The organism is Microbacterium sp. NPDC080005, from assembly GCF_040702445.1.
Taxonomy (GTDB): domain Bacteria; phylum Actinomycetota; class Actinomycetes; order Actinomycetales; family Microbacteriaceae; genus Microbacterium; species Microbacterium oleivorans_D.
The window spans coordinates 627,073-640,257 of sequence record NZ_JBFBLD010000001.1; the positions used below are offsets into that span (position 1 = coordinate 627,073).

12 protein-coding genes are annotated in these 13,185 nt (G+C 72.6%); 10 read left to right on the plus strand and 2 right to left on the minus strand.

Annotation, left to right across the window (positions count from 1 at the left end):
* Position 1: 1 nt before the first annotated feature.
* Positions 2 to 1,570 carry a methionine--tRNA ligase gene (gene metG / locus AB0259_RS02965; RefSeq protein ID WP_366220717.1) on the plus strand — a complete coding sequence of 523 codons (1,569 nt, stop codon included), beginning with the start codon at positions 2 to 4 and terminating at the stop codon, positions 1,568 to 1,570.
* Positions 1,567 to 2,451, plus strand: a complete 885-nt coding sequence (locus AB0259_RS02970; protein WP_366220715.1) for a TatD family hydrolase — start codon at positions 1,567 to 1,569, stop codon at positions 2,449 to 2,451. Before metG ends, AB0259_RS02970 begins: the two co-directional genes overlap by 4 nt.
* Here the strand turns inward: AB0259_RS02970 and AB0259_RS02975 are convergent.
* Both AB0259_RS02975 and AB0259_RS02980 read right to left on the minus strand, forming a co-directional pair.
* Complete coding sequence (locus tag AB0259_RS02975) at positions 2,430 to 3,443, minus strand: LacI family DNA-binding transcriptional regulator (RefSeq protein WP_251579977.1); 1,014 nt, start codon at positions 3,441 to 3,443, stop codon at positions 2,430 to 2,432. The genes AB0259_RS02970 and AB0259_RS02975 overlap by 22 nt on opposite strands.
* Positions 3,440 to 4,711 (minus strand): glutamyl-tRNA reductase, encoded by a 1,272-nt coding sequence (locus AB0259_RS02980; RefSeq protein ID WP_366220713.1) that lies wholly within the window; start codon positions 4,709 to 4,711, stop codon positions 3,440 to 3,442. Before AB0259_RS02980 ends, AB0259_RS02975 begins: the two co-directional genes overlap by 4 nt.
* Positions 4,712 to 4,770: 59 nt before the next feature.
* Between AB0259_RS02980 and hemE the strand changes: the two genes are divergently transcribed.
* Genes hemE through hemL form a run of 8 tightly spaced genes read left to right on the plus strand, consistent with a single transcriptional unit; the run spans position 4,771 to position 13,162 of the window.
* Positions 4,771 to 5,892: a uroporphyrinogen decarboxylase gene (gene hemE / locus AB0259_RS02985; protein ID WP_366221397.1), complete on the plus strand. Its 1,122-nt coding sequence runs from the start codon at positions 4,771 to 4,773 to the stop codon at positions 5,890 to 5,892.
* The gene (locus tag AB0259_RS02990) at positions 5,889 to 7,277 is read left to right on the plus strand and encodes an FAD-dependent oxidoreductase (protein WP_366220711.1); all 1,389 of its coding nucleotides are present in this window, start codon (positions 5,889 to 5,891) and stop codon (positions 7,275 to 7,277) included. The genes hemE and AB0259_RS02990 overlap by 4 nt, the downstream gene beginning before the upstream one ends.
* Positions 7,267 to 7,950 (plus strand): hydrogen peroxide-dependent heme synthase, encoded by a 684-nt coding sequence (hemQ, locus tag AB0259_RS02995; RefSeq protein WP_251579985.1) that lies wholly within the window; start codon positions 7,267 to 7,269, stop codon positions 7,948 to 7,950. The genes AB0259_RS02990 and hemQ overlap by 11 nt, the downstream gene beginning before the upstream one ends.
* The gene (locus AB0259_RS03000) at positions 7,947 to 9,185 is read left to right on the plus strand and encodes a ferrochelatase (protein WP_366220709.1); all 1,239 of its coding nucleotides are present in this window, start codon (positions 7,947 to 7,949) and stop codon (positions 9,183 to 9,185) included. Before hemQ ends, AB0259_RS03000 begins: the two co-directional genes overlap by 4 nt.
* Complete coding sequence (hemC, locus tag AB0259_RS03005; RefSeq protein WP_366220707.1) at positions 9,182 to 10,099, plus strand: hydroxymethylbilane synthase; 918 nt, start codon at positions 9,182 to 9,184, stop codon at positions 10,097 to 10,099. The genes AB0259_RS03000 and hemC overlap by 4 nt, the downstream gene beginning before the upstream one ends.
* Positions 10,096 to 10,869: a uroporphyrinogen-III synthase gene (locus AB0259_RS03010; RefSeq protein WP_366220706.1), complete on the plus strand. Its 774-nt coding sequence runs from the start codon at positions 10,096 to 10,098 to the stop codon at positions 10,867 to 10,869. Before hemC ends, AB0259_RS03010 begins: the two co-directional genes overlap by 4 nt.
* Complete coding sequence (gene hemB, locus AB0259_RS03015; RefSeq protein WP_366220704.1) at positions 10,866 to 11,861, plus strand: porphobilinogen synthase; 996 nt, start codon at positions 10,866 to 10,868, stop codon at positions 11,859 to 11,861. Before AB0259_RS03010 ends, hemB begins: the two co-directional genes overlap by 4 nt.
* A complete protein-coding gene (gene hemL, locus AB0259_RS03020) occupies positions 11,858 to 13,162 on the plus strand; it encodes a glutamate-1-semialdehyde 2,1-aminomutase (RefSeq protein WP_366220702.1) in 1,305 nt (434 codons plus the stop codon). The genes hemB and hemL overlap by 4 nt, the downstream gene beginning before the upstream one ends.
* Positions 13,163 to 13,185 lie beyond the last annotated feature (23 nt).

Here is a 13,185-nt window from a genome sequence, read left to right on the forward strand (position 1 = left end):
GGTGACTTCCGGCGGCTCCTTCTACATCACCACCCCCATCTACTACCCGAGCGATCTGCCCCACATCGGGCACGGGTACACCTCGGTGGCGGTGGACACGCTCGCGCGCTGGCACCGGCAGGCAGGCGATGACACCTGGATGCTGACCGGCACCGACGAGCACGGGCAGAAGATGCTCCGCGCCGCGACCGCGAACGGCGTCACCCCGCAGGAGTGGGTCGACAAGCTCGTCGAGGAGAGCTGGTTCCCGCTGCTCACGACGCTCGACGTCGCCAACGACGACTTCATCCGCACGACGCAGCCCCGCCACGAGGAGCGCGTCAAGAAGTTCGTCCAGGCGCTCTACGACAGCGGCTACATCTACGCCGGTGAGTACGAGGCGCTGTACTGCGTGGGCTGTGAGGAGTTCAAGCCCGAGGCCGAGATCGTCGACGGCACCGGTCCGTTCGAAGGACTGAAGGTCTGCGCCATCCACTCCAAGCCCCTCGAACTGCTGCAGGAGAAGAACTACTTCTTCAAGCTCAGCGAGTTCCAGGATCGGCTGCTCGAGCTCTACAAGACCCAGCCCGACTTCGTGCGCCCGGACTCGGCGCGCAACGAGGTCGTCTCGTTCGTGCGATCCGGCCTCAAAGACCTGTCGATCTCGCGTTCCGCGTTCGACTGGGGCATCCGCGTGCCGTGGGACGAGTCGCACGTCATCTACGTCTGGGTGGACGCGCTGCTGAACTACGCGACCGCGGTCGGCTACGGCGACGACCCGGCGGAGTTCGAGCGGCGCTGGCCTGCCTACCACGTCGTTGGCAAGGACATCCTCCGCTTCCACGCCGTCATCTGGCCCGCGATGCTCATGGCTGCCGGTCTCGAGGTGCCGAAGGGGATCTTCGCCCACGGCTGGCTGCTCGTCGGCGGCGAGAAGATGTCCAAGTCGAAGCTCACCGGCATCGCGCCGACCGAGATCACGGATGTCTTCGGCTCCGATGCCTACCGGTTCTACTTCCTCTCGGCGATCGCGTTCGGACAGGACGGGTCGTTCTCGTGGGAGGACCTGTCGGCGCGTTACCAGGCCGAGCTCGCGAACGGTTTCGGCAACCTCGCGTCGCGCACCATCGCCATGATCGGACGCTACTTCGACGGTGTCGTCCCCACCCCGGGCGACGCCACGGACCTCGACCTCCGCGTGCAGTCGACGGTGGCGGATGCCGCGGCCGCGGCCGACGCTGCGATGACCGCGTTCCGCCCCGATGAGGCGATCGCCGCGATCTGGACGATCGTCGACGAGCTCAACGGCTACATCACCGAGAACGAGCCGTGGGCGCTGGCGAAGGACGACGCGAACCGCGGTCGCCTCTCGACGGTGCTGTACACGGCGGCGGAGGGTCTGCGCGCGCTGGCCGTGCTGCTCTCGCCCGTCATGCCGACGTCCACCGCGACGCTGTGGGACGCCCTCGGCGCTCCGGGCGAGCTCACGGCGCAGCCGCTGCGTGAGGCGGGCGCCTGGGGACAGCTGCCGGCCGGCACCCGCGTGGGGGCGCTCGCGCCGCTGTTCCCGCGTGTCGAGCAGACGGCATGACGACCGATCCCAGCACCTACGTCCGTCAGCGGGAGCAGTCGGCCCGCGACGTCCGCTGGCCGGAAGCGCCCGATCCGCTCCCTGTCGCCGTCTACGACAACCACGCTCACCTCGAGATCGAGGACGGCGACGAGCCGCGGGGCCTCGATGACCAGCTCGCTCGCGCGGCCGAGGTCGGTGTGGTCGGCGTGGTGCAGGCCGGCGGCGACATCGAGTCGTCCCGGTGGTCGGCGTGGGCCGCGGCATCCCATCCGGCGGTGCTCGCCGCCGTCGCCATCCATCCGAACGAGGCCCCCGCCTACCACGCCGCCGGTCGGCTGGACGAGGCGATCTCGGTCATCGACGAGCTGGCGGCGCAGCCGCGGGTGCGCGCGGTGGGGGAGACCGGGCTCGACTTCTTCCGCACCGAGGACGAGGGCATCCCGGCTCAGATGCTGAGCTTCGAGGCGCACATCGACATCGCCAAGCGTCACAGGATCGCGATGCAGATCCACGATCGTGACGCGCATGCGGCGGTCCTCGAGACCCTGGACCGCGTCGGAGCCCCGGAGCGGACCGTCTTCCACTGCTTCTCGGGCGATGCCGACATGGCGCGGTACTGCGCCGACCGCGGCTACTGGCTGAGCTTCGCCGGGAACGTGACCTTCAAGAACGCCCAGAACCTGCGGGACGCCCTCGCCGTGACCCCGCGCGAGCGGATCCTCGTGGAGACGGACGCGCCTTTCCTCACACCGACTCCGCACCGGGGGCGCCCCAACGCCCCGTACCTCGTGCCGGTCACCGTGCGGTTCATGGCCGATGAGCTCGGCATCCCCCTCGAGGAACTCTGCGCACAGCTCGCGCAGAACACCCTCGAGGTCTACGGCGCCTTCACGGACTGAGCGAGCGCGGCCGGCACCGGCGGACGCGTCGTCGACCCCGGTACGAGCTCCCACGGCAGGTCCACGACCCGCGGGCCGTCGTCGAGGAGCGCGGCCGGGAGCGTGTCGAACATCGCCTCCGCCGCGAGGTCCGGCCGGATGCAGACGTGCGTCACGCCCAGGCGGCGGTTGACGGCGCAGTCGGTGGAGCAGAGGGCGACGAGCTGGACGTCGCGGGGGATGACGAGCCGCATCTCCTCGAGCTGCAGATAGACGTCCGGCCCGTCCTCCGCGCCGGCGAAGATCGCGTCCGCGCCGTCGGCGAGGACATCGGTGATGAGGCGGGGGAGGGTGCGCCGCGAGGCGTCGACTGCGCGCACGAGAGGCTCGCGGCCGCGCACGGAGCTCCAGATCTCGTACGCGGCCCGCCCGATCTCATCGCGGGGAGCGCCGCCGTCCTCCGTCAGGAACGCGATCCGCCGAGCGCCCGCGCGTGCGAGCTCGTCGAGTCCCGCGCGTACCGCGGCGTCGTAGCCGGTGCGGATGCTGAGACCCCGGGAGCCGTCGACGAACTGATCGTCCGCGACGATCGGGATGCCGCGGGCGATGGCGGCGAGCAGCAGCTCGCGGTTGCCGCGGGCGTCGGGGACGTAGAGGGCGTCGAGGGTCGTGCCCGCGAGGAGGTCGGGGTTCGAGTCCGGCAGCACCGTGACGGTGAACCCGTGCGCCGCGGAGGCGCGGACGAGGGAGGTCAGCTTGCGCACGCGCCGGAGTTCCCCCCGCCGATCGCCGTCGGGATCGTCGCCCATGACGAAGCCGACCGTCATGGTGCGACCGCTGCGCAGCGCCGTCGCATGCCGATTGGGGACGTACCCGAGTTCCGCGGCGATCGCTTTGATGCGTTCGCGCGTCTCGGGACGCATGCTGCCGCGATCGTTGAGCGCCTGACTGATGGCCGCCGTCGACACGCCGGCGGCGCGCGCGATGTCCTTCAGAGTGACGCTCGGAGTCACGGCTGCTCGCCCTCGTCCGGTGAACCGCCGTGGCGCGGCTCGGGCAGCACGGTGCGTATCGCCTCGGCCCACTCCGGCCCCGATCCCGACGAGGCCAGCGTGTGGCCGCGAGCGATCAGCTGGTGCAGCAGGACTCCGGAGAAGTGCCGCAACGCGGTCTCGACCTCGGCCGAGTCGCCGCGCCGTCGTGCGCGGGTGAGTTCCTCATCGAGCACGGTGTGCACGAAGCCCCGGAGGTCGACGACCGACGGAGACACCTCGTGCACACGTCGCGCCGCAGCGTGCCGCTTCGCGGCGGCCTCGACGATCTCGCGCGCCTGCCCGACGGTCTCGGCCTCGTCGACAGGGGCGTGCAGTCGGATGGTCTCGAGGTCGAGCAGTTCGACGCCGGGGAGCAGGGCCACCTCAGGGTCGACGTTGCGGGGCAGGCCGAGGTCGATGACGACCTGGGCGCGAGTGCTGCCCGCACGGGCGGTCGCGTGCGAGAACGCGTCGAGGGCGAAGGTGTCGGTCGTGGCCGTGCAGGTCACCACGACGTCGGCGGCAGCGGCCTCGGCGGCGTAGTCCGCCACACTCACGTGCACGAGGTGCTCGCGGTTCGCGAACTTCTGGCGGCCCGAGCGGGAGTGCACGCGGATGTCGGCGGCCCCCACAGCGCGCAGCGCCGCCAGGGCAGCGGCCGCGTAACGGCCCGTTCCGACGAGGAGCACACGGGACGTGGCCCAATCGACGCGGGGGCTGACGAGATCGACGGCGAGGCGTACGAGGGAGCGGCCGGACTCGCCGAGTCGCGTCGTGTTCTTCACGGCGCGCGAGGTCTCCGTCGCGCGCTGGAACAGGTGCTCGAGGGGCGCCGTGGTCAGTCCCCGTCCGCGCGCCGCCTCGAGGGCGCGACGGACCTGCCCCGCGATCTCGTCCTCGCCGACGGCCACGGAGTCCAGGCCCGACGCGACGGTGAACAGGTGATGGGCGACCTGGTTGCCGTGGGCGAAGTCGACGTTCTCGCGCAGCGACCGGTAGTCCATGTCGGCGGCGCCGGCGATCTCCTCCATGGCGGCATCCATGGCGGGGACGGGGGAGGCGAGGTCGGGCTCCTCGGCGAGGTCGAAGTACGCCTCGAAGCGGTTGCAGGTCGCCAGGACCACCGCGCCCCGGATCGAATCGTGGACCGCGGACAGACGCTCGGCCAGGTCGTCGCCGACCGTCGACAGCCGCTCGAGGGAATCGAACGGCGTGGAGCGCTGATGCGCGGTGAGGCAGACGAGCACGGTGCGGAGAACCCCCTTGGATCGCGACTAGTATATCGATTAACCGATTCGAGGAGCTCATCATTCCCGGCATCAGCCACCCCCTCATCGCCGCGCGCACCCGCGAGTCCCGTCTTGTCCGCGCGCTGCTGGGCGACCGCCCCCGGACGACGCCGGTCTGGTTCATGCGGCAGGCGGGCCGGTCCCTGCCCGAGTACCGCGCGCTCCGCTCGCAGGGCTCGATGATCGACGCCTGCCTCGACCCGGCCCTCGCGAGCGAGATCACGATGCAGCCGGTGCGCCGGCACGGCGTCGACGCCGCCATCTTCTTCAGCGACATCATCGTGCCGCTGGCTCTCATCGGCATCGACGTGGAGATCGTCGCCGGTCGCGGCCCCGTCTTTTCGCAGCCGTTGCGCACCCCCGCCGACATCGCCCGGGCCGTCGCGATCGACCCGGCGCTCGTCGTCGAGCGTGGCGGCGTCATCGCGGATGCCGTCGGTCGCACGACGGCGATGCTCGCCGAGCTGTCCGAGGAGCGCGGTGAGCCGCTGCCCCTCATCGGCTTCGCCGGCGCGCCCTTCACGCTCGCGGCCTACCTCGTCGAGGGGGGTCCCTCGAAGGATCACCTCGCCGCGCGGCGCCTCATCCACGAGGACGCCGCTGCGTGGGAGGACCTGACGATGTGGCTCGCCGAGGTCACCGGGCGCTTCCTCGCTCTGCAGATCGACGCCGGTGCCAGCGCGGGGCAGCTGTTCGACTCGTGGGCGGGCGGACTGCACCCGGACGACTACCGCGCGTCGGTGCTCCCGGCATCCGTCGCCGCGCTGCAGCATGCCCGCTCGCTGCCGCTGCCAGAGGGAGTCGATCGTCTGCCGCTCGTGCACTTCGGCGTCGGGACGGGTGAGATCCTCGCCGACATGGCGACGCCCGACATCGACGCGCTCGGCGTCGACTACCGCGTGCCCCTCGACGAGGCGCGCCGCCGCATCGATCGCGACCTGACGATCCAGGGCAACCTCGACCCGGCGCTGCTGTTCGCCCCCGAGCCGGTGCGGACCGCGGGTGTGCACCGCGTGCTGGAGTCGGGACTCGCTGCCCGTGCGCATGTCTTCAACCTCGGGCACGGTGTGCCCATGGAAGCGGACCCCGACGCGATCTCGGCGGTGGTCCGGGCGGTCCACGACTGGCGCGCACCGTGACCGGTTCCCCTGCCGTGCACGACGTCGTCGTCGTCGGAGGCGGCGTCGCCGCGCTGACCGCGGCGTGGGAGCTGGCCGGCGCCGGGCGGGACGTGGTCGTGCTCGAGGCGGGGGATGCCGTCGGAGGGATGCTGCGCCGCGGCACCGTCGCCGGGGTCGCCGTGGACCTCGGAGCCGAGTCCTTCGCCACCCGCACGACCGGGGTCGCCGACCTCGTGGCCGACGCGCGCCTCGCCGTGCAGCTCGTCGAGCCCCGCCCCGGCGGGGCGCACGTCGCGTTCCGCCGGCGGATGGGACGCGTCGGACGGGCGCCGCTCCCGCGGCGGGCCCTCATCGGGATGCCGGCGGATGCCGCCGCGGCCGATGTCGTCCGTGTGATCGGCCGCGCCGGTGCGCGCCGGGCGGCGCGGGAACGCCATCTCCCCGTCGATCCGGCCGTCTTCGAGGGTGTCGAGCCGAGCCTCGCGGAGCTCGCGACGGCACGGTTCGGCGCCGCCGTCACGGCTCGCCTCGTCGAGCCCCTGTGCGCGAGCGTGTACTCGCAGCGCGCCGATGCGGTGACCCTCTCGGCTCTTCATCCGGCCCTGTGGGGGCGTTTCCAGGAGCTCGGCTCGCTGACGGCGGCCGTCGACGCCCTCGCGCCGCACGCGCGTGCCGGCTCCGCCGTCCGCGGCGTGGAGGGGGGGCTCTGGCGTCTGGCGGCGGAACTCGAGATGGCAGCGCTGCGCGCCGGCGCCGTCATCCGCACCGGAGCGACCGTCCGCGAGATCCGCACGACGAGCGCCGGCGCGGACGTCGTCCTCGACGGCGAGACGCTCGTCGCCCGCGAGGTCGTGGTCGCGACCGGACCTGCATCCGCGTCGCGTCTGCTCGGCGTCGCGGCGCCCGCGGCCGCACCCGTGCGTCTCGTCGTCGCCGAGATCGCCTCGGCGGCGTTCGACCGCCACCCGGTCGGGTCCGGCGTCATCGCCGCCCCGGACGTGCCCTCGGCCGCCAAAGCGCTCACCCACGTCGACGCCAAGTGGGAATGGGCCGCCGCGGCGCTGCCGGCGGGTGCGCACGTCATCCGGCTGTCCGCACGGGACGCCGCCGCCGGCGGCCTCGAGACGCCCGCCGAGATCGCCGCCGCCGTCCGCACGCTGACCGGTGTCTGTGTCAACCCCGCTGACGTCCGGGAGATCACGCCGGTGTCATGGTCGGACGCCGTCGTCACCCCCGAGGTGAAGGTCGCCGCTGCGGCCGCGGCCGCGAGCCGCGGCATCCGGCTCCTCGGTGCGGTCGCCTCGGGGACCGGTCTCGCCTCCGTCATCCCTCACGCTCGCGCCGTCGCGGCGGAACTGCTGTCCCACCCCACCCCCTCCGAAGGAGTACGTCATGTCTGCTGACGATCTGTCAGCCCCCGGCCTCGGCTACACGCTCTTCTCGATCCTGGCCGGCCCCCGCCCGCGCGTCGCCGCATCGAGCGCCGACCTCGACGCACTGCGCACGGCCGTCGACGCGCTGCCCGCCTCCGAGGTGACCCTCCGCGGGTTCTACGACGTCACCGGGATGCGAGCCGAGGCCGACGTGATGGTGTGGCTCCACGGAGAGGACCCGGCAGCTCTCCAGAAGGCGTTGCGCGGCCTCCGCCGCACCCCCGTGCTCGCGGCCTTCACGAACGTGTGGAGCGCGATGGGCGTGCACCGCGAGGCCGAGTTCAACAAGCGTCACGTCCCCGGGTACCTGCGCGGCGAGCACGCCCGCGGGTGGCTCTGCCTCTACCCCTTCGTCCGCAGCTACGAGTGGTACCTGCTGCCCGAGGAGGAGCGCTCCCGCATGCTCGCCGAGCACGGCCGCAAGGGCGCCGCCTTCCGCGACGTCGTCGCCAACACCGTCTCGACGTTCGGCCTCAGCGATTACGAGTGGCTCCTCCCGCTCGAGAGCGACGACCCGATCAGCCTCGTCGACATGATGCGTGAGCTGCGTGCCACCGACGCGCGTCGTCACGTGCGCGAGGAGGTCCCGTTCTACACGGGACGGCGCGTGGAGATCGACGAACTGGCGGAGGTGCTGTCGTGAGCGCGCAGAACATCGGGTCCCCGGGCGCGGGGTTCCGCCCGAAGCCACCCCGCGCATCGGGGGTGGTCGTGGCCGACGGCTGCGTCATCCCGAACGCGACGGAGGGGACCTGCGCGGGAGAGCCGCACGCCACCACGCCGGTGGCCTACGACGGCATCCTCCTGCTCGGATTCGGCGGCCCCGAGGGACAAGACGACGTCATCCCGTTCCTGCGCAACGTCACCGCCGGCCGCGGCATCCCCGACGAGCGTCTCGAGGAGGTCGCCCACCACTACCGCCACTTCGGCGGGGTGTCTCCCATCAACGAGCACAACCGCGAGCTCAAAGCCGCCTTGGACGCCGAGCTCGCCTCGCGCGGACTCGACCTGCCGGTCTACTGGGGCAATCGCAACTGGATGCCGTACGTCACCGACGCGATCGACTCCGCCGTCGCCGACGGCCGGCGCACGCTCCTCGCGATCGCCACGAGCGCGTACAGCTCGTACTCGTCGTGCCGTCAGTACCGCGAGGATCTCGCGGACGCCGTCGAGGCCACCGGCCACCAGAAGGACGTGCAGATCGACAAGGTCCGCCAGTTCTTCGACCACCCCGGGTTCGTCGCGCCGTTCGTCGAGGGCATCCGTGCGGGGATCGCCGAACTCGCCGAGCGCGGTGTCACCGACCTCGCGAACGACGTCGAGATCCTGTTCTCGACGCACTCGATCCCGACCTCCGACGCCGACCGCTCCGGCCCGCCGGAGCGAGGCTTCGGACCCGGCGGGGCGTACGTCGCCCAGCACCTCGCGGTCGGTGAGGAGATCATCTCGCGGCTCGGTTTCCCGGGCGCCTGGCAGCTGGTCTTCCAGAGCCGCTCCGGCCCGCCGCAGGTGCCTTGGCTCGAGCCCGACATCAACGACGCGATGCAGGAGCTGCCGGGTCGGGGACGCAAGGCCGTCCTCATCGTGCCGCTCGGGTTCGTGAGCGACCACATGGAGGTCATGTGGGACCTCGACACCGAGGCGATGGAGACCGCGGAGGATCTGGGGCTCATCGCCGTCCGCACCGCGACCCCCAGCACGCACCCGGGCTACGTCGCGGGTCTGGTCGACCTCGTCGAGGAGCGCCTGAACGGCACCCCCGCCGCCGAGCGCCCCGCCGTCACCGACCTCGGCCCCTGGTACGACGTGTGCCGCCCCGGATGCTGCGAGAACAAGCGTCTCGGCTTCCAGCCGGCACTCTCGGGGGTGGCACCGTGACCTCGGCGCTCCGCTTGGGCACCCGGGCGAGCCTGCTGGCGACGACCCAGTCGCAGCACGTGGCGGATGCTGTGGCGGCGGCATCCGGTCGGAGCGTGGAACTCGTGCCGATCACGAGCGAGGGCGACGTCCTCACCGGCCCGCTCGCGCAGATGGGCGGCACGGGCGTGTTCGCGACGGCGCTGCGGGATGCCCTCCTGCGCGGCGAGTGCGACTTCCTCGTGCACTCGATGAAGGACCTGCCGACCGCGCCGTACCCCGGCATCGTCGTCGGCGCCGTCCCGGAGCGGGCCTCGCAGCGCGACGTCCTGCACTCGCGCGACGGGCTCGCCCTCGACGCGCTGCCCGCGGGATCCCGCGTCGGCACCGGCTCACCGCGCCGCGTCGCCCAGGTGCGGGCGCGTCGCCCCGACCTCGTGGTCGAGGGCATCCGCGGCAACGTGGACAGCCGGCTGCGGAAGGTCGCCGAGGGGCAGTACGACGCGATCATCCTCGCCGAGGCGGGCCTCCGGCGCATCGGCCGCGATGCCGCCATCACCGAGGTGCTCGACTGGCCCACCTCGGCCGCGCAGGGCGCGCTCGCCGTCGAGGTCCGTGACGGCGACACCGCCGTCGCCGAGGCGGTCGCGCTCATCGAGGACGCCCAGACCGCGCACGCCGCGCATCTGGAGCGCGCCGTGCTGCGACGCCTCGAGGCCGGGTGCGCCGCACCGGTCGCGATCGACGCCGTCCACCACCGCGACGTGGTGACCCTGGTCGCGCACGTCTACGCCGAGGACGGTACGCGGTCGGTCACGGCCGAGCGTCGCCTCGACCCGCACGTCGACCTCGCCGCCGCCGCCGCCGACGTCGTCGCCGAGCTCCTCGAGGGCGGTGCCGCCGACCTCGCCGATCTGGCGGGCACCTCCCGATGACCGGGGGAGGCCTGCGCGGCGCCCACGTCCTCGTGCCGCGCGGCGGTGGGTGGGGCGACCGGGTCGCCGCCGACCTGCGCGCCCGTGGTGCCCAGCCCGTCGTCGCTCCCGTCATCTCCTCGGCCCCGCCCCGCGACACCGCGGCGCGTGATCGGGCCTTCGCGGCCCTGTCGGACGGAACCTACGCCTGGCTGTTCGTCACGAGCGCGGCGAGCGTCGATCAGCTGCGACAGCACGGGGTCCGCATCCCGGAGACGACCCGGATCGCCGCCGTGGGTCGCGCCACGGCGCGCGCGGTCGCCGAGGCCGGTTGGGAGGTGGACTTCGTGCCCGCCGGACCGTCGTCGGCCGCGGCGCTCGCTGCGCAGTGGTGCGCGGACCGGACGCCCGCGTCGACCGGCCGTTCCCTCGTCGTGCGCAGCGACCTCGCCCAAGCGGTCGTCAGTGACGAGCTCGAGGTGCGCGGCTTCGCCGTCGACGTCTGCATCGCCTACCGGACCGTCGGCGTGGACCTCGAGCCCGAGGTCGCGGGCGGTCTCCGCTCCGGCGCGATCGACGTCGTGCTGCTGACCTCGCTCAGTGTCGGCCGGGAGCTGCGCCGCCAGGTGGGGCGCTTGCCGGCATCCACACTCGTCGCCTCCATCGGACCGGGGACGACGCGCGATGCGGCTGTTCTCGGATTCACCGTCGCCCACACCGCACAGACCCAGAGCATCGACGCGTTGATCGCCGAGCTCGACGCCCATCTCCCCGTCAAGGAGTCGTCATGACCTCGTTCCCCACCCGTCGCCTGCGCCGTCTGCGCGGCACGCCGGCTCTGCGCCGCCTCGCGGCCGAACACCACCTGGTGCCCTCGCAGCTCGTGCTCCCGGTCTTCGTCAAGGAGGGCATCACCGAGGCCCAGCCGATCGCCAGCATGCCCGGGGTCTCGCAGCATCCGCTCGACGCGATCGCCGACGTCGTCGATGAGGCCGCGGCCGCGGGGATCGGCGGGATCATGCTGTTCGGCGTCCCCGCCGTGCGCGACGCGGTCGGCAGCGGCGCTACGGACCCGGAGGGCATCCTCAACCGCGCGATCGCCGTCGCGGCGCGCGCCGCGGCCGGGCGGCTGACGGTGCAGGCCGACCTGTGCCTCGATGAGTTCACCGACCACGGCCACTGCGGTCTGCTGGCCGCCGACGGCTCGGTCGACAACGACGCGACGCTCGAGGTGTACGCCGAGATGGGTGTCGCGCAGGCTCGCGCCGGCGCCGACGTGCTCGGCCTGTCGGGGATGATGGACGGCCAGGTCGCCGCGGTCCGCGCGGGACTGGATGCCGCCGGGTTCGCGCACGTGGCGATCCTCGCCTACTCCGCGAAGTACGCCTCCGCGTTCTACGGCCCGTTCCGCGACGCCGTCGAGTCGACCCTCCAGGGCGACCGTCGGACCTACCAGATGGACCCCGCCAACGCCCGCGAGGGCGTGGAGGAGGCACTCGTCGACATCGCCGAGGGCGCCGACGTCGTCATGGTCAAGCCCGCCATGCCGTACCTCGACGTGCTCACCCGTGTCTCGGACCGCTCGAGCGTGCCCGTGTGGGCCTATCAGGTCTCGGGGGAGTACGCGATGATCGAGCACGCCGCCGCCGCCGGCCTCATCGACCGCGAGCGCGCGATCGGCGAGAGCCTCGTCGGCATCCGCCGTGCCGGTGCCGACGTCATCCTCACCTACTGGGCCGTCGAGGTCGCGCACTGGCTGCGCGCCGGGAAGGAACTCGCATGAGCCGCAACCAGGAGCTGTTCGACCGCGCCCGCGGAGTCATCCCCGGCGGCGTCGACTCGCCCGTCCGCGCCTACGGTTCCGTCGGCGGCACGCCGCGGTTCATGGTGTCGGCGCAGGGCGCCTACGTGACCGATGCCGACGGCCGCGACTACGTCGACCTCGTCGCCAGCTGGGGCCCCGCCCTCCTGGGCCACTCGCACCCGGCCGTGATCGAGGCTGTCGTGCAGGCGGCGCAGCGCGGGCTCTCGTTCGGCGCGCCCACATCCGCCGAGACCGAGCTGGCCGAGGAGATCCGCGCGCGCGTCCCCGCCGCCGAGAAGATCCGTCTCGTCTCCACCGGCACTGAGGCGACCATGACGGCGATCCGTCTCGCGCGTGCCGCGACCGGTCGCGACCTGCTCGTCAAGTTCGCCGGGCACTACCACGGTCACTCCGACGGGCTCCTCGCGCAGGCCGGTTCGGGTCTCGCGACCCTCGCGCTGCCGGGGTCGGCGGGGGTCCCCGCACCGATCGCCGCGCAGACCCTCGTCATCGGCTACAACGACCGGGCCGCGGTCGAGGAGGTCTTCCGCGCCCACGAGGGACGGATCGCCGCCATCATCACCGAGGCCGCGGGCGCCAACATGGGCGTCGTGCCCCCGGCACCCGGCTTCACGGCCTTCCTGTCCGAGATCGCGCACCGGAACGGCGCCCTCCTCATCAGCGACGAGGTGCTCACGGGCTTCCGCTCGTCGCGCTCGGGCTACGCGGGTGTGCTCGAGGCCGCGGGGGAGCATGTCGTCCCCGACCTCATCGCCTTCGGCAAGGTCATCGGCGGGGGTCTCCCCGTCGCCGCCGTCGCCGGGCGCGCCGACATCATGGACCTCCTCGCGCCGACCGGTCCCGTCTACCAGGCGGGCACGCTGTCGGGGAACCCGGTCGCCGTCGCAGCGGGTCTTGCAACCCTGACCCACGCCGACGACGCGGTCTACCGCACGCTCGATTCCGTCGCGCGCACCGTCGCGGACGCGGCATCCGCCGCTCTGACGGATGCCGGTGTCCCGCACGTCGTGCAGTGGGCGGGAACCCTTTTCAGCATCTTCTTCGGCGAGGCCGTCGTGAACGGCGTGCCCGATTACGCGACCGCGACCTCCCAGGATGCGGATGCGTACGGGCGGTTCTTCCACGCGATGCTCGAGGGCGGCGTCTCGATGCCGCCGTCCGCGTTCGAGGCGTGGTTCGTCACGGCCGCGCACGACGCCGCCGCCATCGGCCGCATCGTCGACGCCCTGCCCGCGGCGGCGCGGGCGGCCGCCGGCTGAGGAGGCGTGCGGCTAGGGTGAGC